We start from the raw sequence: 24,090 nt of genomic DNA, 5'->3' as shown, positions 1-24,090 counted from the left end.
ACGAATACACCACTATTTGGAGGACAACCTCAATGACTGTACGTGTTTCCATTAACGGATTTGGCCGCATCGGCCGTAACGTTCTTCGCGCTATCTATGAAAGCGGTCGCACAGATATCAAAGTTGTAGCGATCAACGATCTTGGTGATGTGGAGATGAACGCTTACCTTCTCAAGCGTGATAGCGTTCATGGTCCATTCCCTGGTGACGTGAAAGTAGACGGCGATGCAATCGTTGTGAACGGTGACCGCATCCGCGTTACTGCTATCCGTAACCCTGAAGAGCTTCCTTGGGGTGATGAAAATGTTGATGTTGCAATGGAATGTACAGGCATTTTCACAGCTCGCGAAAAAGCAGCAATGCACCTAACAGCAGGCGCGAAAAAAGTTCTTATCTCAGCGCCTGGCGCAAATGCAGATAAAACAATCGTATACGGCGTGAATGATGGTGATCTGACAGCAGAAGATACAATCGTATCAAATGCGTCTTGTACAACAAACTGTCTGTCGCCAGTTGCTAAAGTGCTTAACGACCTTGTTGGCATTGAGCGCGGTTACATGACAACTGTTCACGCTTATACTGGTGACCAGCCTGTTCTTGATACACTGCATTCAGACCCGCGCCGCGCACGTGCGGCTGCACTAAGCATGATCCCAACATCAACGGGTGCTGCTAAAGCTGTTGGCCTTGTTCTTCCTGAGCTTGCTGGCAAGCTTGATGGTTCGGCGGTTCGTGTTCCAACACCAAACGTATCTCTTGTAGACCTTAAGTTTGATGCTGGCCGAGCGACAACAGCGGAAGAAATCAATGAAGCGATCAAAGCTGCTGCTGAAGGCGGTATGAAAGGCGTTCTTGGCTATGAAGATATGCCTGCGGTTTCTATCGACTTTAACCACAATGCAAACAGCTCAACATTTGATTCAAGCCAGACAAAGGTAACAGACGGCACATTCGTTCGTATCCTGACATGGTATGATAACGAGTGGGGCTTCTCCAACCGTATGGCTGATACAGCTGTGAAAATGGCGAGCCTCTAAGCTCTTTCATTTAAGTGATTATAAGGGCGGTCAGTTGATCGCCCTTTTTACTATCAGCCTTCTTCGAGAGTGATAAAAATGGCTTTCAAAACAATAAAAGACCTTGGTGACCTTACAGGTAAAACTGCTGTTGTGCGTGTGGATATCAACGTACCAATGCAGGACGGCAAGGTAACAGATGCAACTCGTCTTCACGCAGTGAAGCCAACAGTGGACGCAATCGCAGCCGCTGGTGGCCGTTCGGTTCTTCTGGCACACTTTGGTCGCCCTAAGGGTAAAGTGGTGCCTGAGATGTCCTTGAAACCAGTTGTGCCAGCACTTGCTGATGTTCTTGGTCGCAGCGTTGGTTTTGCTGAACTGGGCGATGATCTGCCAGCTGATGATGTGGTTGTTCTCGAAAACACGCGTTTCTTTGAAGGCGAAGAAAAGAATGATCCTGAATTGGCGGCAAAATTCGCTGAACTCGGCGATGTGTATGTAAATGATGCATTCTCAGCGGCGCACCGTGCTCATGCTTCAACGGCTGCTATTGCAAAGTTGCTTCCTGCTGCTGCTGGTGAAACCATGGGCGCTGAACTGAAAGCGCTTGAAAATGCGCTTGGTACGCCTGTGAAACCTGTTGTTGCTGTTGTGGGTGGTGCCAAAGTTTCGTCAAAGCTTGCAGTTCTTGAAAACCTTGTGGAGCAAGTTGATCATCTGATCATCGGTGGCGGCATGGCTAATACATTCCTTTTCGCACAAGGTATGGATATCGGTGCCAGCCTTTGTGAGAAAGATTTGAAAGATACGGCCCTTACCATTCTTTCCAAGGCTAAGGATGCTGGCTGTAAGGTGCACTTGCCATCTGATGTTGTTGTAGCAACTGAATTTAAAGCGCACGCTGCAAACGAAACTAAAGGCGCAGATGCTGTATCTGGTGCTGAGATGATCCTTGATGCAGGATCTGCAACTGTTGCTGACCTTGCTGAGGTGCTTAAGGTATCCAAAACACTTGTATGGAACGGCCCAATGGGTGCGTTTGAAATGGAACCATTTGACGCGGCTACAGTTGCGCTAGCAAAGGCTGCTGGCGAGCTTTCAGAAGCAGGTTCTCTTCTCACTGTTGCAGGGGGTGGTGATACAGTAGCGGCACTTGCCCATGCTGGTGTGAAAGAACAGTTTACACACATTTCCACAGCTGGTGGCGCATTCCTTGAGTGGATGGAAGGCAAAGAGCTTCCGGGTGTCGCGGCGCTTGGCTAAAGCTTCTTAAAACGTTTCAGGAAAGGCTCGCATGTGCGGGCCTTTTTTTATACCCGGTGAGTTTGCAGGCGAGAGAGATTGAAGATTTCTTCCATCAAATGCTCTTTGCTGATGGGTTTGGAAATAAACCCATTAAAACCAGCAACAAGTAGTTTTTCTCTGGTCAGCGGATCATTCTGGGTTGATGTAGCGATCATTGGCAGGTGCTTAAAGCGGGAGTCCATACCCCGGATTTCATGCATGGTTTCTTCACCGTCCATAATGGGCATATGAATATCAATAAAGGCCAAATCGATAGGGGGGAGATTAGGATAAATCAGCAAGTCTTTCATCGCTTGTATGGCTTCAGGCGCATTCTTGCAGGGATAAACTCTGTGCCCAAGCTTTTTGAGAAGGCTGATGAGGAAAGAGCGTGTTAATTCTGAATGCTCAACAAGTAGAATATTAAGCGGTTGCTGTTCGCGAGCAGTTAAGGCTGAATAACTGAAGTCGGACTGTGGATCAGCAATAGGCACTTCCATTTCCAAACTGAATGTGGATCCTTCTTCCAAAACGCTTGATACATGGATATCAGCGTGGAGGATATCCGCAATATCTTTACAGATAGTCAACCCAATACCCGCACCTTTATAGTTTTTGATCCGCTGATCATTCGAACGGTAGAAACGATCAAAGAGATGTTTTTGCTCAGTTGGGGCAATGCCGATGCCAGTATCAGATACTGATACATTCAGCAGCATACGTGAAGCATCAACAGGCTCACTGTTAACTGCGATGGTAATTGAACCTTCTTCGGTGAAACGAACAGCGTTATCCGTGAGGTTTACGAGTATCTTCCGAATGAGAATAGGATCGCTTTCCAACCAGATTGGGTCATCCTGATTAGATGTAACCCTTATAGCCAACCCTTTCTTTTTGGCCTGCATGATAGTGCTGTCTACGATATCCTGAATAAGAGAATTGATACAGAACGCTTCGGATGCTGGTTTCACAGTCCCTGCTTCAAGTCGACTGGTTTCAAGCAAGTTACTGATCAGGCCAGAAAGTGTGCGTGCGGATGCTTCTGTAGAGCGAAGATAAATTCGGGCTTCTTCATCCAGCTCTGATTCTCCGAGAAGGTCAATGAAACCAAGCAGTCCCGCAAGAGGTGTTTGGATTTCATGGCTCATGAAGCTTAGGAAGTTATTTTTTGCCAGATTGGCAAGTTCTGCATCATTTTTGGCATCTTCCAGCTCGGAAAGAGACTGTTCAACCTTCTCCGCCATTTGGTCGAAAGCTCGGCCAATTTCTGCAAATTCGTCAGCGCCAACAAGGTTAGAGCGAGCACCTTTTTTATTTTTTGCAAGTTTGGCCGCAGCACCTAATAAAGGTGAAAGGCGCATATCCAGATGACGCCGAAGAAGAATAATAGCGATAACCGATAAAACAAGCATCAGTGTTGCAAGTAATTCAGAAGGAATTGCAGCAATATCGGTGATGGATTTGTTCAAGTTGGAAAAATCATGAACGATAATCAGCGTCCATCGTTTCTGGTCACTTCCAACTGTGTGTCTTAGGGCTGCATACCCTGTGAGTAGTGTTTCATCCTTATCATGCCATTCTACTGATAGGGTAAGGGTGTCATTAACCTTATCAATCTCTGCCTTGGTGTATGGCGAGTTTGTAGAGCTTAGAGGTTCACCGATATTTCGGGAACGGTTTGAATATTGTACGATGAGATTTTCATCTACAATGAATAGCCGTTTGATAGCAGGATCGTTGTTCGCGAAATAAATCTCTTTCTCAAGTTCGCTGGTATCATCCAGATACAAAAGCTCAATGAATCTGGATTGCTGAATTTGAAGGAAGGTAAGCGCTTGGCGTTTGCTGAGATCTACAGCTTCTTTTTGGGCAACAGGGAAGCCAACTGTATAGAAGAACACCACAAGCATCAGGCTGCCGCTAAAAAATAGCAGTGGAATAAGATGCCTGAGTGAAATGTTCTTCAACATTGGATAATTCTAATTTTCTGTTTCTAGCGCTTTGGCGTCTTCAAAAGGTTTCGTATTAATCTTCGGCATAGACGAAAACTGCATCCGGTCACTGATAGCCTGAAATGCCATCAACCGTTTTTCTATGGTGTCTTTCAAGCGTCTGGCATCATCCCCTAGGAACGTGGTGTTTTCAGCGGTTCCAGCAAGTTTAACTTGGTTTTTTACTGCCTGAAAATCTTCAGGTTTCAGAAGGCCAGCAGGTAGATCACTGCCAGTTTCTTGGTTAGATATATATTCAACAGCCTTTAACCAGCCTTGTACAAGCTTTGTAACTTTGGACGGGTTTTGTTCCAGGTATTGGGTTCGGACAATAAGCACATCCAGAATTTCGCCTGGTATTTGTGAGCTATCAAAAATCTTCCGGGCACCCATTTGGGTCATATCGTTGATAGCTGGCCCAAAGGCGGAGGCAACATCAATTTCACCAGCTGCATAGGAAGAGGCGAGCACCTCATTTTCCATGGGGGCAAAATTTATATCATCAAGTGACATGCCATTGTTTTCCAGTGCTCGCAGCAGAAGGAACATGTTAACCGTATTGGCTTCTGCCGCGACATTTGCGCTGGTGATATCTTCAATGGATTTTATTGGTGGACGGGCTAAAATCTGATCAGCCCCATTGGACCAATCCAGAACCAGGATAATGGAGATATCTTGCCCTTGCTGAATGAAGGTAAGGGCGCGGCTTAAGGATATAGCTGCGGCATCCACTGTACCGGCTTGCAAGCTTTGCATTAACACCATTGAGGCTGGTGTTTCGATGAGATGAATATCTTTACCGGAATAGAAGTTTAGAGCCTCAGCAATATAGAGCGGTTCATACCCCGGCCAGTTGCTACTTGAAACCCTGAGGGGTTGATTAGGTTCAGATTGTTCGCATGCTGCGGTGAGGCAGCAAGCAAAAAATAAGGCAGATACGCGCAGGTATCTCTGAAAAACCTTAGTCCAACCAATATTTTGAGTGCGTTTCATATAGTCCAATATGTTGATAAAATATTAGTCTACTCGCCCCTTGTCGCATAATAACCTTATCTGGTATCAGTTAACCAGTCATTAAAGATGGAATTATGCGCCTTCAAACGTTGCGAATGCTAGGGAGTTTGTGTATCAAGGGCGCACAAAGCACCGCCTATATAAACACTATAGATCCTTTAGGGGGCCCCAATGAGAGTTACTAGAACTGTCAAAAATATTCTCGCAAACTACGAATCTGATAATCCAGGTACTAAAGCAAACCTAGCGCGCATTTTGTGCACAGGTAAGCTTGCTGGTACTGGTAAAATGATTATTCTACCAGTGGACCAAGGCTTTGAACACGGTCCGGCACGTTCATTTGCACCAAACGCTCCGGCGTATGATCCTCACTATCACTACCAGCTCGCTATTGATGCAGGCCTTAACGCTTATGCATCTACGCTTGGGATGCTAGAAGCTGGCGCTGATACATATGCAGGACAAATTCCGACTATCCTGAAAATTAACAGCTCTAACAGCTGGGCAACAACAAAAGACCAATCAGTAAACGCTTCTGTGGATGATGCTATCCGCCTTGGTTGCTCTGCAGTTGGCTTTACTGTTTACCCGGGTTCTGAGCATGCACTGGACCTGTTTGAAGAGTTCCAGATGATTGCTGAAGAAGCGAAGGCGAAAGGCCTCGCTGTTGTTCTTTGGTCATACCCACGTGGTGGTGATCTGTCTAAGGACGGCGAAACAGCAATGGATGTTGGCGCTTATGCAGCTCACATCGCAGCTGAACTTGGCGCACACATCATTAAAGTGAAGCTTCCAAGTGCTCACCTTGAGCAGCCAGAAGCGAAGAAGGCTTTCGAAGACGCTGGTATCGATCTTTCTGATCAGGCAGCACGCGTTCGCGAAGTGATGCGTTCTTCCTTCAACGGTCGCCGTGTTGTTGTATTCTCTGGTGGCGCGAAAAAAGGTGCTAACAGCGTTTATGATGATGCTCGTGCGATCCGCGATGGTGGCGGTAACGGTTCTATTATTGGCCGTAACACGTTCCAGCGTCCACGCGAGGAAGCAATTGCTATGCTGAATGAGATTATTGATATCTACAAAGGCAAAGCATAAGCCTATAGCTTATAAAGCTCTTTAGAATTTTGGCCCTTTCCCTATAGTGTGGGGGAAGGGCTTTTAAGTTATTGAGGACCAAAAGAAATGGCAAAAACCAAAGAACCTTGTGAACTGTATCTGTTAACACCTGATACACTTGATGATGTGGCGGCTTTTGCTGCCGATTTGGATGCTGTTCTAGCAACCGAAATGGTGCCTGTGGTGCAGGTCCGCCTCAAAGATGTAGATGATGAAACTTTCACGGATATTGCGAGCCAGCTGAAAGATGTTTGCCACAAGCATGATGTTGCAGTGATCATTAATGACCGAGTGGATATTGCAAAGGCTATTGGTGCTGATGGTGTTCATATCGGACAAGATGATATGAGCCTGGAAGACGCACGCAATATCCTCGGCGAGGATTTTGATATCGGCGTCACCTGCCATAACAGCCGTCATCTGGCCTATGAGGCAGGTGAGGGTGGTGCTAATTATGTGGCTTTCGGAGCGTTCTTCCCAAGCGTGACAAAAGCAAATGCAGAACCTGCGGAAATTGAAATTCTACAGATGTGGGAAGAAGTAACAGATATCCCGTGTGTGGCAATTGGTGGTATCACAACAGAGAACTGCCGCAGTGTTGCGGATGCAGGCGCACATTTTGTAGCGGTATGCGCGGGTGTTTGGCAGCATGAAGCGGGTCCTGTAGCCGCCGTGAAAGCCTACCATCAGGCTCTTAACAGCTAGGCAATAAAAAAACGCGGCTTTGAGGCCGCGTTTTCTGTTTTAAAGCTTATCCAGCTCAGAGAGAATAACTTCTGTCTCTGGTCTGTTTTTATAGCCTTCTTCAAACAACTTGGCTTTGATTGTACCGCTGTTGTCGGTGATCAAGATAATTGGGTGCGGAATACCGTATACACGGTCACCGGGTTTGTACTTTTCATTGAGTACACCAAATGACTTGATGATTGCAGAACCATCATCGGAAAGCAGCGGATAGCTGATACCGCGTTTTTTGGTGAATTTATCAAGTACCTTCACGCTGTCATAGCTAACACCAACAACATTGAAACCACGCTTACGAATTTCTTCTGCAGCTGACTTCTCGATGTTGATAAGCTGGCGCTGACAATATGGGCACCACTTTGCTGAGCGGAAGAACACCAATACTGTGCCATTTTCACCAGTAAGCGATGAAAAAGACTGTTGCTGGCCTTTTTGATCCATCACTTCAAGATTGTGTGGGATTTTAGAGCCAACAGCCGGCCCCAAATCGGATGCGGCGGCAGGGAAACTGCTTGCAATCAGCAGTACAATGCCGCTTAGAATTTTTTTAAACATAAGCTCCCCTGAACTTTATTAATAAACACAAGGGTGCTTATGAAACTATGTTTAGTTGAAACCAATTCACATCTAATTGATAACGATAACAGTTCCGTTATAAGAGGTCGACCTGTGAGGTAGTTTCCGGGGCCTGTGCAATTGCTTCCATCAGGTTAAGGAATTGACTACGCACATGATCTGGCATTCTTTCGGTATATTTAATGAGCTCTGCGATCTCTTCTGATTCTGGCACATCTTCATAGGCCATGCTGCCTTTAAAAAGTTCAGAAACGTCTACGTTGAAGATGTCAGCGATTTGAACAAGTTTGCTGGCAGAGATTCGATTTTTGGCTTTTTCGTATTTTTGAATTTGCTGGAACGTTAACCCGACTGCGGCGCCTAATTCTGTTTGTGTGATGTGGCGCTCCTTGCGAAGCTGCCTTATTCGCTCGCCAACAGCGATATCTACTGGATCAGCCATGAACTCCCCCTCTAAGCTACAGGGCTTTATTATTAACTAAAAGTTAATTATGGGGAACTCTTTATTGTAGCATGATTTACCTTCATAGCTGCATGCCGGGAAAAGTCTTTATATTAATTATGCTTATATCCCAGTGGGGATAATCGTTATTTCATAACATCCGCTATGATTATCAGGGGATTGAATTCAAGATGGTGAAAAACACTGTGAATCACTCTTCAGTTTGTTTTCCCTGATTGCTTTCTCTTGATAAATCTGCTATCCCCCGCCCAATTTTGTTCTTTGACTTTGAGAAATCTGAAAGGCTGTTCCATGAAGATAGATGGTAACTCTATCCGTCCGGGTAATGTAATTATTCATAATGGTGAATTGTGGCGCGCAGTAAAAATTGCACACACGCAGCCGGGCAAAGGCGGTGCTTACCTGCAGGTTGAACTTAAAAACCTGATCAATGGCAGCAAGCTTAACGAACGTTTCCGTTCCAGCGAAAAAGTGGAACGCGCTGTTCTTGAGCAAAAAGATTATCAGTTCCTGTTTGCTGATGGTGATATGTACACATTTATGGATGGTGATACATACGAGCAGATTTCTCTCTCTTCAGAAGATATTGGTGATGACACTGTATTCCTTCAGGATGGTATGCAGGTTCAGATCGAATTCCATGAAGAAAAGCCACTAGGCGTTAGCCTTCCTGATAAAGTAACTCTTGAAGTTGTTGAAACTGAACCTGTTGTGAAAGGCCAGACAGTTTCTTCAAGCTATAAACCTGCTGAACTAGATAATGGTCTGCGCGTTGGTGTGCCACCATTCATCAAAGCAGGTGACAAGATTGTCGTATCCACAGCTGAGCGCGAATACGTAAGCCGCGCTGACTAACAGCTTTTTAATGATTATTGCCGTAACCTGTTTCGCCGAAAACACAGCGAAGCAGGTTATGTGTTTTAATAAAGATTTATAGAGAGAACCCCCATGGCCCGTCGTTCCCCCCTAATTAACGTGATGGTCTCTGCCGTAATGAAAGCGAGCCGCAGCCTGCGCCGCGATTTCGGTGAAGTTGAACAATTGCAGGTTTCCCGCAAGGGTCCAGCAGATTTTGTATCTATGGCTGATAAGCGAGCAGAAGATACCCTGTTTGAAGAGTTGCAGCGCGTACGCCCGGATTTCGGTTTCCTTATGGAAGAGCGTGGTGAAGTTAAAGGCAAACGTGATGATGTTCGCTTCATCATTGACCCGCTTGACGGCACAACAAACTTCCTGCACGGTCTTCCGCACTTTGCGATGACAGTAGCTGTGGAAGAGCGCGGTGAAATCACAGCGGGTGTTATTTATGCGCCGCTTACTGATGAGCTGTTCTGGGCTGAAAAAGGCCAAGGTGCTTACCTGAACGATAGCCGCCTTCGTGTATCTGGCCGTAAGCGTATGGATGAAGCGCTTCTATCCACAGGTATTCCGTTTAAGGGCCGTGAAGGGCACGATGAGTTTAAAGCTGAGCTTGCTGAGTTTATGCCGTCTGTTGCCGGTATTCGCCGTTTTGGTGCTGCAACACTTGATCTCGCATATGTTGCTGCTGGCCGTTATGATGGTTTCTGGGAGTCGAACCTTCAGCCATGGGATATCGCAGCTGGTATTCTAATGGTGAAAGAAGCAGGCGGTTATGTAACTGATCTAAACGGCGGTACAGATATGCTGAAAACAGGTGATATCATTGCAGCCAACGATCAGCTTCATATGCCGATGCAACGTGTGATCAAACGTGCGCGTCGTGGTTTAAAGCAAGGCTAAAATATAAAAACTACCTTATGGTGGAATTTGATGCTTTCGGGCAGGAGGGGTATAGTGATCCTCTCCTGCCCTTTTTGTTTCATTGAAGCCCTTTCACGGGAGATAAGAGCGATAAAAATACGCTTTCCTGAAGCTAGGCATTGCAAGTCATAATTTCGCCCTTAAACTAGGCTGGTATGTATTCCAACGTGTTGGTACCATTTGATTTCTTCGCCGGGGAGAGTTGCAGGCATGCAAAAGCCAAACAATTTCATAACACGCATGGCACTATTTTCACTTGCTGTGGTGCTGTTGGGTGTGCTCCTGAGGGATGCGCTGGTTGATGCATTTATGGCCAATATAGCTCTGAATGGGGTTATAGTTTTCACTCTCCTTATCGGTGCTGGTTTTGCGTTCCGCCGGGTGTTTGATCTGAAACCGGAAATTGAATGGATCAATGTCTTTAAACGCCGTGATAGTACGACCACATCAGTAACACCAAAACTTATGGCGCCCGCTGCTCAACTACTGGCAGCACAGGAAGAGGGCGGTATGCGTTTGTCCACTCTTTCCATGCGGTCTGTGTTGGATGGGATCGCTTCTCGTCTTGAAGAAAGCCGTGAAATTAGCCGTTATTTCACGCAGCTCCTTATTTTCCTTGGTTTGCTTGGTACATTCTGGGGGCTTCTCGGAACTATTGGCGCAATTGGTGGAACCATTAACAGCCTCACCGTTGATGGCGGTGATATGGCATTGATGTTCGACGAACTTAAGGCTGGGCTTGAGACGCCGCTCGCAGGTATGGGGACGGCTTTTTCAAGCTCGCTTTTTGGCCTAGCTGGTAGTTTGATTCTTGGATTTATGGATTTGCAAGCCAGCCAGGCGCAAACGCGTTTCTATAATAATGTGGAAGATTGGCTCGCTTCTGTAACTCATCTTTCCCGCAGTGAAATGTCTGAAGGTGTCGCCAGTCCAAACAGCTATATGACAGCGCTTATGGAGCAGACGGCTGACGGCATTGACCGTTTGCAGCGTACGCTTAAGCAGTCTGAAGATGCTCGTAATCAAACACAGTCGTCTATGATTGCTATCGCAGAAACACTCGCCAGTCTTTCTGATAAAATGGAAGCGCAGGCAGAGCTTGTGCGTCATAGCGATGAAACTAACCGGTCACTGGCAACAGCAATCCAGCAATTGGCTGCCGCGCAAGCAAAGCCGCATGATGTGCCTGCACCAGCTCCTGCGATGGATGATGCCACCAAAGGGCATATCCGAAATCTTGATCTGGGTATCAAGCGTTTGATTGAAGAACAGTCTCGCAACAGTGAAAACACTGTGGATGAACTCCGCAGTGAATTGAAGCTTTTATCGCGCACGATTGCAGCAGGGCTGGATAGCCGCCGTGATGGGGAGCAATAAGCTAGATGTTTGCTCGGCGTAAAATAGGCGCTCAAGGGGATAGTAGCTGGCCGGGGTTTGTGGATGCATTGTCCTCGCTCTTGTTGGTGATTATCTTCTTGCTATCCATGTTTGTGCTTTCGCAGTTTTTCCTTGGGCAGGCACTTTCAGGCCGTGATCAGGCTCTTGCTGAACTCAGAGGGCAGGTGGCTCAACTCGGGAATCTTTTGAAACTTGAGCAGCAGGCTAATAGCTCGCTTAGGGAGAATGTGGCTAACCTCTCTTCTTCATTGAATGCTGCCAATGCAGACCGTGATAAATTAAGTGCTGATCTTGAGGCAGTACGCAGCGCGCTTTCGTCTTCTGATACACGGCTTGAAGAAATGACAGAAGCGCGTGAGCGTTTTGAAAAACTCGCCAGTGATCTGGAGCTTAAGCATAAAATCTCGTCTGGAGCACTGGCGGAAGAAAAGGCGATTTCCCAGCGTGCGCAGCAGCAGGTGGCGCAACTACAGAATAATATTAATGTGCTCAGGGAACAGCTTGGGCGTCTTGAAGCTGCTTTGCAGGCTAGTGAAGAGCGGGACCGCCGTAATCAGGCAGTGATCGTGGATATGGGCCGCAGGTTGAACCGTGCTCTCGCCAGCAAAGTGGAAGAATTGGCAGGATACCGTTCAGAATTCTTTGGACGGCTTAAAGAAGTGCTGTCTACACGCCCTGAAATTCGCATTGAAGGTGACCGCTTTGTATTTGCTTCAGAGTTGCTGTTCGCAAGCGGACAGGCCGACCTGGGTCCAGAAGGTCGCGCGGAGCTTCGGAAATTTGCCGAAACACTGATTGAAATTTCAAGCCAGATTCCATCGGAGCTCCAGTGGGTATTACGGGTTGATGGCCATACAGATAAACGCCCGATTTCAACAGCGCAGTTCCGGAGCAATTGGGAACTATCAGCGGCGCGAGCCATTAGCGTGGTGGAATTCCTTATTGAAGCGGGTGTACCAGCGAATAGGTTAGCAGCCGCAGGCTTTGGTGAATTCCAGCCGATTGATCCTGATGATAATGTATTTGCTTATAGCCGTAACCGTAGAATTGAAATGCGCCTGACCCAAAGATAAGAGTTTTTATGCAAAGATTCGGAACCGTAATATTCCTCATTTTAGCATTATGCACTTCAGCCTTTGCTGATGATATCAGCCTTGTTGGCGAGGAAATCAGTGAGGGTAAGCACAAAGGTGTAAAGGGCGGTATTGTTGCGGTGGATGGTAAAATCCTCTTTGAAGCTTATGCGCCGGGTGAGCAGGCGGATAAAGCAAGGGATATTCGTTCAGCGACCAAATCCATTACATCCCTTCTGATTGGGAAAATGATTGAGCTTAAAATGCTCAAGAGTGTAGATGTGCGGGTGTCGGAGATATTGCCTGATGAGTTTGCTCATATGGCACAGAGTGACCCACGGCGGAATATCCGTATTAAAGATATCCTCACCATGCGTATGGGTTTGGCCTGTAATGATTGGCAACCAGCTTCACTGGGGCAGGAAGATAAAATGTATGAAACGCCTGATTGGGCGGCATTTATACTTTCACAGCCATTATCCCATGAAATCGGGGAGCATTTCAGCTACTGCACAGGTGGTGTGGTGCTCTTAGGGCGTGTGATAGAAAAGCTTTCAGGTATGAAAGTACCTGCATTTGCAGATAAGCATTTGTTTGCGCCGCTTGGTATCAAAGTAGCTAAGTGGGATAAAACTCCAAAAGGATATACAGATACAGGTGGTCATCTGAAGCTAACTCTTAAAAGCCTGTACCGAATTGGCGAAATGATGGCGTCTGGTGGTGAAGATGTTATTCCGGCATCGTGGGTTAAGGATGCAATAAAATCCAAAACACGGATTTACGAACGCCCTGAAGGGTATGGTTATCTGTGGTGGCTTCATGGCGGTGAAATTGAAGGTAAGAAGGTTACCCTTATTTACGCCCATGGGAACGGAGGGAATTTTATTTTCCTCGTGCCGGAACTCAAAATCGTAGCGGCGTTTACTGGTGTGAATTTTGGTTCACGAGACCAGTTCATTCCTAAAAACCTGCTTACACGGCGCATTATTCCAGCCTTGTTAAAATAGCCAAACTCTCGGTTTTTCACCGAGCATATTTGACCATTATCAAAGTAACCATTGGCGCGAATGCTACTGATGGATTTTGGTATTGGGGGTATGACTGAAAGGGGAAGCCGCATGACAACGACGCAATCCAAACAGCAGCAAGTAAAGCCAGCCATCAAGGCTGTGCCAAAATCTCAGCCTGTTGAGGAGACAGTGGAAAAATCATCTTTCCCTGTGGTGTCGCCTGATAAAATCCGTGAAGCATTTGAAACGGGTGAATACCCCTATAAAGAAAAGCTCTTGCGTAAAGCTTATGAAGATGAAAAAGCCAAACTGCAAGCGGAGCTTCTTAAGGTGCAGCTTTGGGCGCAGGAAACAGGGCAGAAATTTGTAATTCTGTTTGAAGGACGTGATGCGGCTGGTAAGGGGGGCACCATCAAACGCTTCACCGAGCATCTTAATCCGCGTCATGCGCGTGTGGTCGCGCTCAATAAACCAACAGAGGTGGAACGCGGTCAGTGGTTCTTCCAGCGTTATATTGAGCACCTGCCAACTGCAGGGGAACTCGTTTTCTATGACCGAAGCTGGTATAACCGTGCTGGCGTCGAGCGTGTGATGGGGTTCTGTCAGCCAGATGAATATCTTGAGTTTATGCGCCAGACCCCTGATCTTGAACGTATGTTAACCCGCTCTGGCATCAGGCTCTATAAATATTGGTTCTCAGTAACTCAGGATGAGCAGAAACGGCGTTTTGATGGCCGCAAGACCGACCCACTCAAGCGCTGGAAATTAAGCCCTATTGATGAAGCGAGCCTTGGGAAGTGGGATGATTATACCGAAGCTAAAGAGGCGATGTTCTTCTATACGGATACAGCAGATGCCCCGTGGACGGTGATTAAATCAAATGACAAGAAACGTGCCCGTATCAACTGTATGAAGCATTTCCTGAGCACCATTGAATACCCTGATAAAGATTATGATCTGGTGAATGGCGTGGACCCGCTGATTGTTGGGCATGCCAGCCATGTAATTCACCGGTCAGAGCATATCTTGGGACGCTCTCTTCATCCCGAGCAGCGACGCGGTAAATAAAGTTAAGAGAAAGCCCTTATTTTTGAGGGCTTTCTTTTCAGGGGAGGCTTAATCAGGAGAGGGCTTGGTAATTAATGTGTGTATCTGCATCAATACCTGTTAGACATGTGAAAATTTCAGTATGAAAACGGGTGTTGCATGGACTTTCTGAGTAAAGTGAAGCAAATTTTCAAGAAGACTTCGCTGGATGATGATCTTCGCAGTCAGATAGAAAATATTCTTAGTGGGCAAGCAAAGTTACCTGCTTTTAGAGCTCTGCATCATACGATGCGTGAAATAGAAAAACGGGATGTACTTGCGTCTTTCTTTCGCCCTCCGTTCTACCATTGGAAAAGTCTTCTTGGAAAAGAAGAACGTGAACAACTAGCAGTTAGGTGCAGAGTACTTTCTAATCACACTGATGCGCTGACCTCTCTTGATCATATAAGAATTTATGGTCTTTTGCTGCGTTTGCAGGGGCCTGTAGAGGCTGAAGTGCAAGCGTTTAATGAAGTGATCGAATCTCTTGATAGTATTGAAACGCTTGACGATGAACTTTTGAATGAACTTCTTATTATTCTTGTTGCAGAGAGTAAATTTCCTCGTGTACGGCAATATGTTCTGAAAGCTCTTGAGAGAACAACCATTAATTCTCAACTGCGTGAGCTGTATTGCGATTTATACTTTCAAAGTATTTATAACAGTATTGCCAGTCATGTGTTCAAGGATACCTTTGATGATACGCACCGGAAGTTGCTGTCGGATGCCTTGGAGCTCTGTGAAATGTATTTAGGTGCAACTAGTCCGCACCTCAATCATTATAGAGCCATCATTGAATGTACGGAAAAAAGACATGAGGAGAGCGTTCGCTGGCTATGTCGCCCTGATAGCAAAGAAGGGTACTTCTCTCAATTCTTTAGGGCTGGTTTTAATGTGAAAACCCCCGAGGATATGAGGGCTTTTGCAGAAGCACCTGTTGGCGAAACAGAACACCTGAAGATCAATATGCGGCACACAGGGGCGCGAGATTGTACACTCGTTTCCTGTAACAAAGTTTATTACAGCATGTACTTTAAGAACTTTGCGGAAAGTTTTGCCATCAAAAATCCAAAGGGTACGCTGCATTTGCATGCCATTAATTTTGAGGTAGATGAAGATGCATTACAAACGATTGAAGATGAGTTTGGCATCTATATTAACTTCACTGAAGATTCAACTGATCTGGATGTGTTAAACCCCGATATTATGAAGGGGTATTGTGCTGGGGCACGTTACATGTATGTGCCTCAATATTTGGATATTTATGATGAAATCCTAATTACAGACATTGATGGTGTATTGAAGCTATCGCACCAAGATGTTTGGTCTGGCAGGGAAGGCCGTATCCTTCTTTCAACCTTGATTCTCGATCCTGCGCGCGCCGCAAATTTTGTTTTCTGGAGCAATATTGGCGCAGGTGCAACGGGTATCCCTGCGACGAAAGAGGGGCGGTTATTTGCCAAAATATTCTCTCATTATCTATTTACACGCTTTGTAGAATGCCAAAAGCGGGGAGAGCGTTTCTTTTTTTCTGATCAGGTTGGGCTTCTGCTCAGTTTAATGTTTATGAATTTTGACAGTGAAGTGTTTATGAAAATGCCTCAACTTTTTGCACAACCCGCGGCAGATAGAGTGGTTAACAGGGGCAGGGCAAAGAAGGACGCACAGAGCAAGTTGCTTGAAGGTATGCGTGAAGCTGAATAGAAGGCCAGCATGCGCTGGCCTCAATAAGGTTTTTTTAGTGCATTTCGCCAAACTGTAAATCGGCTAGACGTTTATACAATCCGTCTTGTTTCACCAGTTCACTATGTGTGCCTTCTGCGACGATCTTACCTTCATCCAAAACAATGATGCGATCAGCCTTTTTCACCGTTGCAAGGCGGTGTGCGATCACAATAGTAGTTCGGTTTTTCATCAGGTTCTCAAGCGCCATCTGCACCTTTTGCTCGCTTTCAGCGTCCAGAGCGCTGGTTGCTTCATCAAGAAGCAGGATTGGTGCGTCTCTAAGAATGGCACGGGCAATAGCAAGGCGTTGGCGCTGGCCACCAGAAAGACGGGTGCCGCGTTCACCAAGATAGGTATCATATCCTTCACCGGCACGTTCAATAAAGCTATGAGCCGCTGCCGCCTCTGCGGCTTCAATAACCTCTTCGTCGGTGGCATCAGTGCGGCCATAACGGATGTTCTCTGCAATCGAATCAGCAAAGATAATTGTTTCCTGAGGCACGAACGCCAGATGCTGGCGAAACTCGGTTGGGTCTGTATCTTTGATATCAATACCGTCGATTTTAATATTGCCTGACTGAGGGTCATAAAACCTCAGAAGAAGCTGCAGTACAGTTGATTTACCGGCGCCTGATGGCCCTACCAGCGCGATTGTTTCGCCCGGTTTGATATGCAGGTTTAGCTTTTCAAGTGCCGCATCATCTTTCTTGGTTGGGTAGTGGAAGGTCACATCATTAAAATGAATACTGCCGTCGATATCCGCGGGAATCGCAAGCGGTTTTTCTGGTGCCTGAATTTTGGCTTCTGCGGCGAGTAGTTCGGCTAGTCGCCCAGCAGCGCCTGCGGCACGCTGAAGCTCGCTATATACCTCAGAAAGCGCTCCAAATGCTCCTGCTACAAAAATTGCCAAGAGGATAAACTCTACCATATCACCGCCACTCATGGTGCCGGCAATCACATCCTGTGCTCCTTTATAAAGAACAAAGGCGATGGCCCCGAAAATCATGAAAATCATGATGAAAGTAAGACCAGCACGCACTTGAATACGGCGTTTCGCTGCGATGAAGGCGTCGTCTACATGGTCGCCAAAGCGTTTTGCTTCAGTGGTTTCCTGTGTGAAAGCCTGAACAATATTAAGAGCCGAGAGCGATTCGTTTGCCCTTGCACCTACATCTGCCACTTTATCCTGACTGGTACGGGAAAGGTTCCGCACTTTCCGGCCAACAATGATGATGATGGCAAGAAGAAGTGGAATTACCACAGCGATATAAAGCATCAGTGTTGGTGATTTAATAAACAGAAGAACAGTACCCGCGACAGCAATTAACAGATTCCGCGCCCAAACAGAAACGCTGGAACCAACGATAGATTGGATCAGTGTTGTATCGGCAGTAAGGCGAGAGACAATCTCACCCGGGCGATTCTCTTCGAAGAATTCAGGAGAAAGAGTAATAAGCCGTTCATAAACACCTTTGCGGATATCTGCGACGACTCGCTCACCAAGCCATGTCACGAAATAAAATCGGAAAGCAGTAGCCACAGCCATGATGGTTACGATGGCAACAAGAACAAGGAAATAGTCATTTACCAGAGTTGCGCTCTCTGAATTGAACTCGTTATCGATGATATCACCCATAGCGCGGGGTATAGCGAGCGATGTAGCAGCAGCAATAAGCAAAAACAGTGAAGCGAGAATCAGTTGCGTTTTGTAAGGTTTTACAAACGCCCACAGGGTTTTCAGCTGCTTAAGTTTGCCTTTTGGCGGTTCATGCTCTTTGCGGATGGTACTATCTGACATAAATGTTTCCTTGCTCCTAGAGTGCCAGATATAGGGGGCTAAGGGCCTAATTCCAACGAATGTTTTTGAATAAACATGATCGGAATTGTAAATAAATTGCGAAAAAAGCGCAGGCCATGCGGAAAAGCGCATCATAGCCCTTGCATTATGTCAGAGTTTCTCTTATACGGACGGCCTGTTTTGGAGATTTGACCAATGAAACAAGATATTCATCCCGACTACCACACTATCAAAGTGGTAATGACTGATGGGACAACTTTTGAGACTCGTTCTACATGGGGCTCGGAAGGTGACACTATGAACCTTGAAATCGACCCGAAGTCTCACCCAGCGTGGACAGGCGGCGTGCGTAACGTTATGGAAGGTGGCCAAGTGGCTCGCTTCAAGAAACGTTTTGCCGGTGGTCTTTCTCTCAAGAAATAAGTGCACTGCCCAAAGTTTTCTTAAAAAAGGTACCGAGTTTCTCGGTGCCTTTTTTTATTTCTAAAGTTTTTTAACCTTTATCCCTTGTAAGCTCAAAATCGCATACCTACATGAAGTTTACCGGTCGCCGTATAGCGGGGCTGGATAGTTTTAAAGGCCTGACCATGATGGTGGGCGTTAACCAACTTGTCGCTTCATATAGGAGGACTAGACATGCGTAATTTTGACCTTTCTCCATTAATGCGTTCCAGCATTGGATTTGACCATTTATCCCGTCTTGTAGATTCAGCTTTATCCAGCGAAAGCAGTGCTGCTTATCCGCCGTATAATATCGAAAAGCTGGATGAGGACGATTACCAGATTACTATGGCTGTGGCCGGTTTTGCCCCTGATGAACTGAATGTAGTTATCCAGGAAGGCACATTATTGATTTCCGGTGCGGCTAAAGAAGATACCGCAGACCGCAAATATTTGCATCGCGGTATAGCAAAGCGCGCTTTTGAACGCCGATTTGAGCTCGCAGAAACCATTAAGGTTGGGGATGCCCACTTTGAAAATGGACTGCTGCAGATTGATCTTAAACGAGTGATCCCTGAGCATAAAAAACCGCGTAATATCGAAATCAGATCAAGTGAGCCACGCGTGAAAACGCTTGAGTCCTCGGATATCTAAGCCCAGATTTCCCTTTAAGTTGCGATTTCTCCCTATTCCACGATCCTCGCAGTCGTGAAACTTCAGCGGGAACCGACCAATCCTCCCCCGATATGGTCCGTTCCCGCCTTTTTTCGTTTATGATTTGAAGAAGGCGTCTGCCGTCGCGCGGCTCGCTTTTTTGGCCTTTATTTCCTCTTCTGTACGCGTAATCTCTGTTTTTAAAACGGTAATGCGTTCTTCAAGCTGATCAACGCTTGCTTCAGATAGGTCTTCTTTCTCAAGAGCAGCAGTTGGCGTATCTTTCTTCAGTGGTAAATCATCAAAGTCCATCACGGGGTCTCTCGTATAAAAACTTGTACATGTATCAAAATTGCCCACATTATACGGGTTATTGGGAGGATGTATGCAAGCAATAGAAATTAGTAAGCCCGGGGGGCCTGAAGTTTTGGTGCCCTGCGAACGAGATATCCCTGCACCCAAAGCAGGTGAGGTGTTGATTAAGGTAAAAGCAGCTGGTGTAAACAGGCCGGATTGTGTGCAGCGAAAAGGCTTATACCCCCCACCACCGGGTGTAACAGACATTCCGGGCCTAGAGGTGGCAGGCATTATTGAAGCGCTCGGCGAAGAGGTAAAAGGGTTTGCTGTAGGCGATTCGGTATGTGCGCTCGTGCCGGGTGGTGGTTATGCGGAATATTGTGTTTCTCCCATAGAAACCCTTCTTCCTGTGCCGGAAGGCTTCAGTTTTATGGAAGCGGCAGCTATTCCGGAAAACTATTTTACCGTATGGTCAAATGTGTTTGACCGCGCGGGGCTGCGGGCAGGTGAAACCATACTCATACATGGTGGATCATCAGGAATTGGTGCCACAGCTATTCAACTTGCTAAAGCTTTTGGAGCAACTGTTATCACCACAGCAGGTAGCGAAGAGAAAGTTGCTTTCTGTGAAAAACTTGGTGCCGATAAATGCATCAACTACCGAGAGCAAGATTTTGTAGAAGAAGTGCTTTCTTTCACCGGTGGCGGTGTGAACGTCGTGCTGGATATGGTTGGCGGAGAGTATATTGGCAAAAATATTATGTGCCTCGCGCCTGATGGCAGGCATGTTTCCATTGCATTCCTAACGGGACCGCAGGTGGAAGTGAATATGATGCCTGTAATGCTGAAAAGGTTAACACTTACGGGCTCCACGCTTCGACCAAGAGATAATGGTTTTAAGGGTGATATTGCAAATGCTCTAAAAACACAGGTTTGGCCACTGCTTGAAAAAGGGCAGTCAACGCCTGTTATTGATAGTGTGTTCCCTCTAAAGGATGCTGATAAAGCGCATGCTTTGATGGAAGCGAGCACGCATAAAGGGAAAATCATTCTAGAAGTTGCAGAGTAATGAGCGGGATAAAGCTCCCTTGATGCAGTTTTTGTATGATTTAAATCAGAAACCACCATTTCGCGGTGACAGTAAGCCTGTTACCTGTTAAGAATGATTCAGGAGGATTTTCTCCACCCCCTTTTCATTACAATTGAAAACTTCAGGGGGCAGGCTGGCGGGGGCTAGTCTGTGCACGGGAGATATCTGTTTAACAGTTAGGAAATTGGGATGACACAACCTTTAATGCCAATGGCCACTGCGGTGTGGCTGGTTGATAATACGGCCCTGACATTCAAGCAAATTGCGGATCTCTGCAATCTGCACGAGCTTGAGATTCAAGGTATTGCCGATGGTACGGTTGGTATCAATATTGTAGGACAGGATCCAACGGTAAGCGGTCAGCTTACGTGGGACGAAATTAATCGCTGTCAGGAAGATCCAAAAGCATCACTTCAGATTGAAGAGGACGATGTGAAGGCGCTCCCGCGTACAAAGGGCCCACGCTACACACCGCTTTCCAAACGTCAGGATAAACCAGATGCGATTGCATGGCTTGTGCGTCACCACCCTGAGTTAACTGATCTACAGATCAGCCGACTTGTGGGAACAACAAAGCCTACGATTCAAAGCATTCGCACACGCAGTCACTGGAATATTTCGAATATTCACCCGCATGATCCGGTAGGCTTGGGGCTTTGTAAGCAGCAGGAGCTTGATGAAGCGGTTCAGGCTGCTGCATCGCGTCGTGAGAAAATGCTGGCGGACGGTGAAGAAATAGCGGCTCCAGAACCAATGGCTGAAGAACAAGTAGAAGAGCCAAACGCACTGGATACAGATCCAACGTTTTAGGCGATTTGAGATTTAGATAAAAAAAGAGCGCGGGAACCATCTGGTTCGCGCGCTTTTTGCTGAAAGCTTGTTAATGTTTGGTGAGCCTTGTGAGCTCTTCTTTCAGTTTCAGTTTCTTTCGCTTGAGGTTCATCAGACGAATACTGTCTGGGGAGGGCCTATGTTCTTCTCGTTCGATAGAGAGTTCAATCTCTGCATGTTTCTGGTTGAGTGATTCTACATGCGTTTCTAGGCTCATACCTGTCACTCCTCTATAAGCTTTTATGTAAGAGAAGTATTCGACCATCTGAAATGCGACTTGTCACGTAAAAGATTTACCTTCTTCAAGATAGCCTGTATCTTCGGGCACTTAGCTTGATCACTTTTTTTACCCGCGAAGGATTGTTTCAAAAAATGCCAGAGACTCATCAGGAAAAAGAGACTCGTAACAAACGCATGATCGTTGCTATCACTGGCGCGAGCGGTGTGTGTTATGGTGTGAAAGCTCTGGAGCTTTTGAATAAAGCTGGTATCGAAACGCATCTTGTTATGTCGAAAGCGGCGGAACGCACCCTTCATGAAGAAAGTGATATCAGCCCCGCTGATGTGAAAGCAATGGCCCATACGCTTTATCCCACCAAGGATATTGGTGCTGCGATTGCCAGTGGTTCTTTCCTGACAGAAGGAATGATTGTGGCGCCGTGCTCCGTTAAAACAATGGGTGAGATCGCAACAGGGATCACGTCAAGCCTCGTTAGCCGAGCAGCTGACGTGGTGCTTAAAGAACGGCGCAGGCTTGTGCTGATGGTGCGGGAAACACCACTCCATACCGGACATCTACGAACGATGACCAAGCTTTCTGAAATGGGCGCTATTATTGCGCCGCCGGTGCCTGCATTTTATTCAAAACCGAAAAGCCTTGAAGAAATGGTTACTTTTACAACGGCTAGAGTTTTGGATCTCTTTGATATTCATATGGATATTAACCGCTGGAGCTAGGTGTTTGTTATTCCTCGCCTTCTCTTGTCTGCGAGTTCGTGGTATAACCACAGCAGGGTACTAATTTCAGGGCTATTCAATGAATTTGGACGAAGATGCCATTCGGGAACATCTCACCGAAGTTATAGAGCAACACCGCGATTTAGACGATGCTATTACTGCTATGGGAGTGGCTGGTTCATTTGATGCACTTCAACTGCAGCGTATGAAAAAGCGGAAACTGGCATTAAAGGATGAGATTGAAAAATTTCAGAATATGCTGGTGCCGGATATTATTGCCTGAGGGAATCGCCGTACTTAGCGCGTGTTTCCTTCGCCCTTAAGTTCCCGTTTGTTTTCATACATGGCTTGGTCTGCCTTATTAATGGCATCATCTGGTTGATCACCTGAGCCAAACGTGTAGGTACCAAACGCCAGCGACATGGGGATGTTAATCCCGTTATGGTCCATTGGGTTTTTATCGAGAATACCTGCTAGTTGCTGTGCCTTTTGGGCGCCTATGGTTTCATCTGCTTGGGCAAGCAGGATACCAAATTCATCACCACCTAAACGGCCAATTACATCGGTACCCCGGATATTTTCAGAAAGCAGGCGCGCCACATGGAAAAGTGCTTTATCACCCACGTCATGGCCGTAGCTATCGTTGATTTTCTTCATGTCGTTCAGATCAATGAACATCAGCGTAGACGGTGTACCGTACCGCTCTGCAAAGGAAATCATTCTATTAAGTTCACGGATAAAGGCACGCCGATTTGGCACTGGAAGAAGGGCATCTGTATCGGCTAGGTCTTCCATTTCACGAAGACGGCGGTTGGTGTTATCAAGTTCCCGGCGTAGGCTATCTACTTCTTCCATCAAACCAAGGATGGCTTTTTGTACGCGTTCAGTCATTTCCTCAGGGGGAATGCTTAGAACTTGAACCGTATCGTGGATTTCTCTGGGTCTGGCAACAGAGCCTGTGCTGGTGGCGCTATCCGCCTTGCGAGTTGGCCGCGCTGGGCCTGTTCTCATTATGCCAGGTGTGTTGGTTATTTTCATCTGAATACGCCTACTTCTTAGACCCTTAACTATAAGACATACCTTAAAAAATCCTGAATGTGAATCCCTTAGTGAAACTTGTGAACAAAATGAAATTGCCAGCATGCTTGCATTCGGAGAAACGGTTTCTATAATGCGCGCTCCATCGGTTAGAGGCGCTTGGGGCTTCTAATCAGGTTCGCGGATCATAAAATGGGCCAATCCATGAGCGACACTACACCACTAGTGGGTATTATTATGGGCAGCCAGTCAGACTGGCCTACCATGAAACACGCGGCAGATATTCTTGCCGAATTGGGAATTCCCTTTGAAAGTAAAATCGTTTCTGCACACCGTACGCCGGATCGTCTTTACGATTATGCAAAGTCAGCCCGTGATAGAGGCTTGAAATGCATTATCGCGGGCGCAGGCGGTGCAGCACACTTACCGGGCATGGCTGCTGCCATGACACCACTTCCGGTTTTTGGTGTGCCAGTGCAGTCAAGCATGCTTTCCGGGAAAGATAGCCTTCTCTCTATCGTGCAGATGCCGGGCGGTGTTCCTGTTGGAACGCTGGCGATCGGTAAAGCCGGGGCCAAGAACGCAGGCCTTCTGGCTGCAAGCGTTATGGCGCTGATGGATGATGAGGTAGCAGCTAAACTGGATGCTTGGCGCGAAGCGCAAACCGAAAGCGTTGCTTTAGAGCCAGTTGATAGCGAATAAAGAGCTT

General features: G+C 46.6%; 26 protein-coding genes. 18 read left to right on the top strand and 8 right to left on the bottom strand.

The annotated features are described in order from the left end of the window. Positions 1-32: 32 nt before the first annotated feature. Both gap and MF542_RS02670 read left to right on the top strand, forming a co-directional pair. Positions 33-1,037 carry a type I glyceraldehyde-3-phosphate dehydrogenase gene (gap, locus tag MF542_RS02675; protein WP_247015672.1) on the top strand — a complete coding sequence of 335 codons (1,005 nt, stop codon included), beginning with the start codon at positions 33-35 and terminating at the stop codon, positions 1,035-1,037. A 78-nt stretch (positions 1,038-1,115) separates the two neighbouring features. Then, the gene (locus MF542_RS02670; protein ID WP_247015670.1) at positions 1,116-2,279 is read left to right on the top strand and encodes a phosphoglycerate kinase; all 1,164 of its coding nucleotides are present in this window, start codon (positions 1,116-1,118) and stop codon (positions 2,277-2,279) included. A 47-nt stretch (positions 2,280-2,326) separates the two neighbouring features. Here the strand turns inward: MF542_RS02670 and MF542_RS02665 are convergent, their stop codons facing one another. Further along, positions 2,327-4,270: an ATP-binding response regulator gene (locus MF542_RS02665; RefSeq protein ID WP_247015668.1), complete on the bottom strand. Its 1,944-nt coding sequence runs from the start codon at positions 4,268-4,270 to the stop codon at positions 2,327-2,329. Between the two features lie 9 nt (positions 4,271-4,279). Continuing rightward, positions 4,280-5,284: an ABC transporter substrate-binding protein gene (locus tag MF542_RS02660; RefSeq protein WP_247015666.1), complete on the bottom strand. Its 1,005-nt coding sequence runs from the start codon at positions 5,282-5,284 to the stop codon at positions 4,280-4,282. A gap of 192 nt (positions 5,285-5,476) precedes the next feature. Here MF542_RS02660 and MF542_RS02655 point away from each other — a divergent pair, with 192 nt between their 5' ends. Further along, positions 5,477-6,397: a class I fructose-bisphosphate aldolase gene (locus MF542_RS02655; RefSeq protein ID WP_247015664.1), complete on the top strand. Its 921-nt coding sequence runs from the start codon at positions 5,477-5,479 to the stop codon at positions 6,395-6,397. Between the two features lie 87 nt (positions 6,398-6,484). Further along, on the top strand, positions 6,485-7,123 hold the full coding sequence (gene thiE, locus MF542_RS02650; protein WP_247015662.1) for a thiamine phosphate synthase: 639 nt from the start codon (positions 6,485-6,487) through the stop codon (positions 7,121-7,123). 39 nt (positions 7,124-7,162) lie between these two features. On the opposite strand, the gene MF542_RS02645 is transcribed toward thiE, so the two are convergent. Next, on the bottom strand, positions 7,163-7,717 hold the full coding sequence (locus MF542_RS02645) for a peroxiredoxin family protein (RefSeq protein ID WP_247015660.1): 555 nt from the start codon (positions 7,715-7,717) through the stop codon (positions 7,163-7,165). A 97-nt stretch (positions 7,718-7,814) separates the two neighbouring features. Beyond that, positions 7,815-8,180, bottom strand: a complete 366-nt coding sequence (locus MF542_RS02640) for a helix-turn-helix domain-containing protein (RefSeq protein WP_247015658.1) — start codon at positions 8,178-8,180, stop codon at positions 7,815-7,817. Between the two features lie 312 nt (positions 8,181-8,492). On the opposite strand from MF542_RS02640, the gene efp reads away from it, so the two are divergent. From efp to MF542_RS02605, 7 genes are all read left to right on the top strand, one after another. Next, on the top strand, positions 8,493-9,056 hold the full coding sequence (gene efp, locus MF542_RS02635) for an elongation factor P (protein ID WP_247015656.1): 564 nt from the start codon (positions 8,493-8,495) through the stop codon (positions 9,054-9,056). Between the two features lie 93 nt (positions 9,057-9,149). Then, positions 9,150-9,962 carry an inositol monophosphatase family protein gene (locus MF542_RS02630; protein ID WP_247015654.1) on the top strand — a complete coding sequence of 271 codons (813 nt, stop codon included), beginning with the start codon at positions 9,150-9,152 and terminating at the stop codon, positions 9,960-9,962. Between the two features lie 231 nt (positions 9,963-10,193). Beyond that, positions 10,194-11,360 (top strand): hypothetical protein, encoded by a 1,167-nt coding sequence (locus tag MF542_RS02625; protein ID WP_247015652.1) that lies wholly within the window; start codon positions 10,194-10,196, stop codon positions 11,358-11,360. Positions 11,361-11,365: 5 nt separating this feature from the next. Beyond that, positions 11,366-12,454 (top strand): peptidoglycan -binding protein, encoded by a 1,089-nt coding sequence (locus MF542_RS02620; protein WP_247015650.1) that lies wholly within the window; start codon positions 11,366-11,368, stop codon positions 12,452-12,454. An 8-nt stretch (positions 12,455-12,462) separates the two neighbouring features. Next, positions 12,463-13,461 carry a serine hydrolase domain-containing protein gene (locus MF542_RS02615; protein ID WP_247015648.1) on the top strand — a complete coding sequence of 333 codons (999 nt, stop codon included), beginning with the start codon at positions 12,463-12,465 and terminating at the stop codon, positions 13,459-13,461. Positions 13,462-13,572: 111 nt separating this feature from the next. After that, positions 13,573-14,532 carry a polyphosphate kinase 2 gene (ppk2, locus tag MF542_RS02610; protein WP_247015646.1) on the top strand — a complete coding sequence of 320 codons (960 nt, stop codon included), beginning with the start codon at positions 13,573-13,575 and terminating at the stop codon, positions 14,530-14,532. 138 nt (positions 14,533-14,670) lie between these two features. After that, complete coding sequence (locus tag MF542_RS02605) at positions 14,671-16,254, top strand: hypothetical protein (RefSeq protein ID WP_247015644.1); 1,584 nt, start codon at positions 14,671-14,673, stop codon at positions 16,252-16,254. 34 nt (positions 16,255-16,288) lie between these two features. Here MF542_RS02605 and MF542_RS02600 read toward each other — a convergent pair whose 3' ends face one another. Beyond that, positions 16,289-18,073 carry an ABC transporter transmembrane domain-containing protein gene (locus MF542_RS02600; protein ID WP_247015642.1) on the bottom strand — a complete coding sequence of 595 codons (1,785 nt, stop codon included), beginning with the start codon at positions 18,071-18,073 and terminating at the stop codon, positions 16,289-16,291. A gap of 195 nt (positions 18,074-18,268) precedes the next feature. Here MF542_RS02600 and rpmE point away from each other — a divergent pair, with 195 nt between their 5' ends. Beyond that, positions 18,269-18,496, top strand: a complete 228-nt coding sequence (gene rpmE, locus MF542_RS02595; RefSeq protein WP_247015640.1) for a 50S ribosomal protein L31 — start codon at positions 18,269-18,271, stop codon at positions 18,494-18,496. 213 nt (positions 18,497-18,709) lie between these two features. Beyond that, a complete protein-coding gene (locus MF542_RS02590; RefSeq protein ID WP_247015639.1) occupies positions 18,710-19,168 on the top strand; it encodes an Hsp20 family protein in 459 nt (152 codons plus the stop codon). A 117-nt stretch (positions 19,169-19,285) separates the two neighbouring features. Here MF542_RS02590 and MF542_RS02585 read toward each other — a convergent pair whose 3' ends face one another. Then, complete coding sequence (locus MF542_RS02585) at positions 19,286-19,480, bottom strand: DUF1192 domain-containing protein (protein ID WP_247015637.1); 195 nt, start codon at positions 19,478-19,480, stop codon at positions 19,286-19,288. A gap of 73 nt (positions 19,481-19,553) precedes the next feature. On the opposite strand from MF542_RS02585, the gene MF542_RS02580 reads away from it, so the two are divergent. Both MF542_RS02580 and MF542_RS02575 read left to right on the top strand, forming a co-directional pair. Next, positions 19,554-20,534: an NAD(P)H-quinone oxidoreductase gene (locus MF542_RS02580; protein ID WP_247015635.1), complete on the top strand. Its 981-nt coding sequence runs from the start codon at positions 19,554-19,556 to the stop codon at positions 20,532-20,534. A gap of 210 nt (positions 20,535-20,744) precedes the next feature. Next, positions 20,745-21,365: a DUF1013 domain-containing protein gene (locus MF542_RS02575; RefSeq protein ID WP_247015633.1), complete on the top strand. Its 621-nt coding sequence runs from the start codon at positions 20,745-20,747 to the stop codon at positions 21,363-21,365. Between the two features lie 70 nt (positions 21,366-21,435). Here the strand turns inward: MF542_RS02575 and MF542_RS02570 are convergent, their stop codons facing one another. Beyond that, on the bottom strand, positions 21,436-21,603 hold the full coding sequence (locus MF542_RS02570; protein WP_247015631.1) for a DUF465 domain-containing protein: 168 nt from the start codon (positions 21,601-21,603) through the stop codon (positions 21,436-21,438). A 155-nt stretch (positions 21,604-21,758) separates the two neighbouring features. Between MF542_RS02570 and MF542_RS02565 the strand changes: the two genes are divergently transcribed. Both MF542_RS02565 and MF542_RS02560 read left to right on the top strand, forming a co-directional pair. Beyond that, on the top strand, positions 21,759-22,343 hold the full coding sequence (locus MF542_RS02565; protein ID WP_247015629.1) for a UbiX family flavin prenyltransferase: 585 nt from the start codon (positions 21,759-21,761) through the stop codon (positions 22,341-22,343). A gap of 79 nt (positions 22,344-22,422) precedes the next feature. Next, entirely contained in the window at positions 22,423-22,626 is a 204-nt protein-coding gene (locus MF542_RS02560; RefSeq protein ID WP_247015627.1) for a YdcH family protein, read from the top strand. Positions 22,627-22,640: 14 nt separating this feature from the next. Here MF542_RS02560 and MF542_RS02555 read toward each other — a convergent pair whose 3' ends face one another. Then, entirely contained in the window at positions 22,641-23,381 is a 741-nt protein-coding gene (locus MF542_RS02555) for a GGDEF domain-containing protein (RefSeq protein ID WP_247015625.1), read from the bottom strand. Positions 23,382-23,585: 204 nt separating this feature from the next. Here MF542_RS02555 and purE point away from each other — a divergent pair, with 204 nt between their 5' ends. After that, positions 23,586-24,083 carry a 5-(carboxyamino)imidazole ribonucleotide mutase gene (gene purE, locus MF542_RS02550; RefSeq protein ID WP_247015623.1) on the top strand — a complete coding sequence of 166 codons (498 nt, stop codon included), beginning with the start codon at positions 23,586-23,588 and terminating at the stop codon, positions 24,081-24,083. Positions 24,084-24,090: the final 7 nt, after the last annotated feature.

Source organism: Kordiimonas laminariae (assembly GCF_023008165.1).
Lineage (GTDB): Bacteria > Pseudomonadota > Alphaproteobacteria > Sphingomonadales > Kordiimonadaceae > Kordiimonas > Kordiimonas laminariae.
The sequence above is the reverse complement of the archived record's forward strand: the minus strand, read 5'-3'. Positions and strand labels throughout refer to the sequence as shown.

What these genes read in the sequence shown, in the direction of transcription:
- gap (WP_247015672.1), top strand. Translation starts at nt 33, where the DNA reads ATGACTGTACGTGTTTCCATTAACGGATTTGGCCGCATCGGCCGTAAC.
- MF542_RS02670 (WP_247015670.1), top strand. Translation starts at nt 1,116, where the DNA reads ATGGCTTTCAAAACAATAAAAGACCTTGGTGACCTTACAGGTAAAACT.
- MF542_RS02665 (WP_247015668.1), bottom strand. Translation starts at nt 4,270, where the DNA reads ATGTTGAAGAACATTTCACTCAGGCATCTTATTCCACTGCTATTTTTT.
- MF542_RS02660 (WP_247015666.1), bottom strand. Translation starts at nt 5,284, where the DNA reads ATGAAACGCACTCAAAATATTGGTTGGACTAAGGTTTTTCAGAGATAC.
- MF542_RS02655 (WP_247015664.1), top strand. Translation starts at nt 5,477, where the DNA reads ATGAGAGTTACTAGAACTGTCAAAAATATTCTCGCAAACTACGAATCT.
- thiE (WP_247015662.1), top strand. Translation starts at nt 6,485, where the DNA reads ATGGCAAAAACCAAAGAACCTTGTGAACTGTATCTGTTAACACCTGAT.
- MF542_RS02645 (WP_247015660.1), bottom strand. Translation starts at nt 7,717, where the DNA reads ATGTTTAAAAAAATTCTAAGCGGCATTGTACTGCTGATTGCAAGCAGT.
- MF542_RS02640 (WP_247015658.1), bottom strand. Translation starts at nt 8,180, where the DNA reads ATGGCTGATCCAGTAGATATCGCTGTTGGCGAGCGAATAAGGCAGCTT.
- efp (WP_247015656.1), top strand. Translation starts at nt 8,493, where the DNA reads ATGAAGATAGATGGTAACTCTATCCGTCCGGGTAATGTAATTATTCAT.
- MF542_RS02630 (WP_247015654.1), top strand. Translation starts at nt 9,150, where the DNA reads ATGGCCCGTCGTTCCCCCCTAATTAACGTGATGGTCTCTGCCGTAATG.
- MF542_RS02625 (WP_247015652.1), top strand. Translation starts at nt 10,194, where the DNA reads ATGCAAAAGCCAAACAATTTCATAACACGCATGGCACTATTTTCACTT.
- MF542_RS02620 (WP_247015650.1), top strand. Translation starts at nt 11,366, where the DNA reads ATGTTTGCTCGGCGTAAAATAGGCGCTCAAGGGGATAGTAGCTGGCCG.
- MF542_RS02615 (WP_247015648.1), top strand. Translation starts at nt 12,463, where the DNA reads ATGCAAAGATTCGGAACCGTAATATTCCTCATTTTAGCATTATGCACT.
- ppk2 (WP_247015646.1), top strand. Translation starts at nt 13,573, where the DNA reads ATGACAACGACGCAATCCAAACAGCAGCAAGTAAAGCCAGCCATCAAG.
- MF542_RS02605 (WP_247015644.1), top strand. Translation starts at nt 14,671, where the DNA reads ATGGACTTTCTGAGTAAAGTGAAGCAAATTTTCAAGAAGACTTCGCTG.
- MF542_RS02600 (WP_247015642.1), bottom strand. Translation starts at nt 18,073, where the DNA reads ATGTCAGATAGTACCATCCGCAAAGAGCATGAACCGCCAAAAGGCAAA.
- rpmE (WP_247015640.1), top strand. Translation starts at nt 18,269, where the DNA reads ATGAAACAAGATATTCATCCCGACTACCACACTATCAAAGTGGTAATG.
- MF542_RS02590 (WP_247015639.1), top strand. Translation starts at nt 18,710, where the DNA reads ATGCGTAATTTTGACCTTTCTCCATTAATGCGTTCCAGCATTGGATTT.
- MF542_RS02585 (WP_247015637.1), bottom strand. Translation starts at nt 19,480, where the DNA reads ATGGACTTTGATGATTTACCACTGAAGAAAGATACGCCAACTGCTGCT.
- MF542_RS02580 (WP_247015635.1), top strand. Translation starts at nt 19,554, where the DNA reads ATGCAAGCAATAGAAATTAGTAAGCCCGGGGGGCCTGAAGTTTTGGTG.
- MF542_RS02575 (WP_247015633.1), top strand. Translation starts at nt 20,745, where the DNA reads ATGACACAACCTTTAATGCCAATGGCCACTGCGGTGTGGCTGGTTGAT.
- MF542_RS02570 (WP_247015631.1), bottom strand. Translation starts at nt 21,603, where the DNA reads ATGAGCCTAGAAACGCATGTAGAATCACTCAACCAGAAACATGCAGAG.
- MF542_RS02565 (WP_247015629.1), top strand. Translation starts at nt 21,759, where the DNA reads ATGCCAGAGACTCATCAGGAAAAAGAGACTCGTAACAAACGCATGATC.
- MF542_RS02560 (WP_247015627.1), top strand. Translation starts at nt 22,423, where the DNA reads ATGAATTTGGACGAAGATGCCATTCGGGAACATCTCACCGAAGTTATA.
- MF542_RS02555 (WP_247015625.1), bottom strand. Translation starts at nt 23,381, where the DNA reads ATGAAAATAACCAACACACCTGGCATAATGAGAACAGGCCCAGCGCGG.
- purE (WP_247015623.1), top strand. Translation starts at nt 23,586, where the DNA reads ATGAGCGACACTACACCACTAGTGGGTATTATTATGGGCAGCCAGTCA.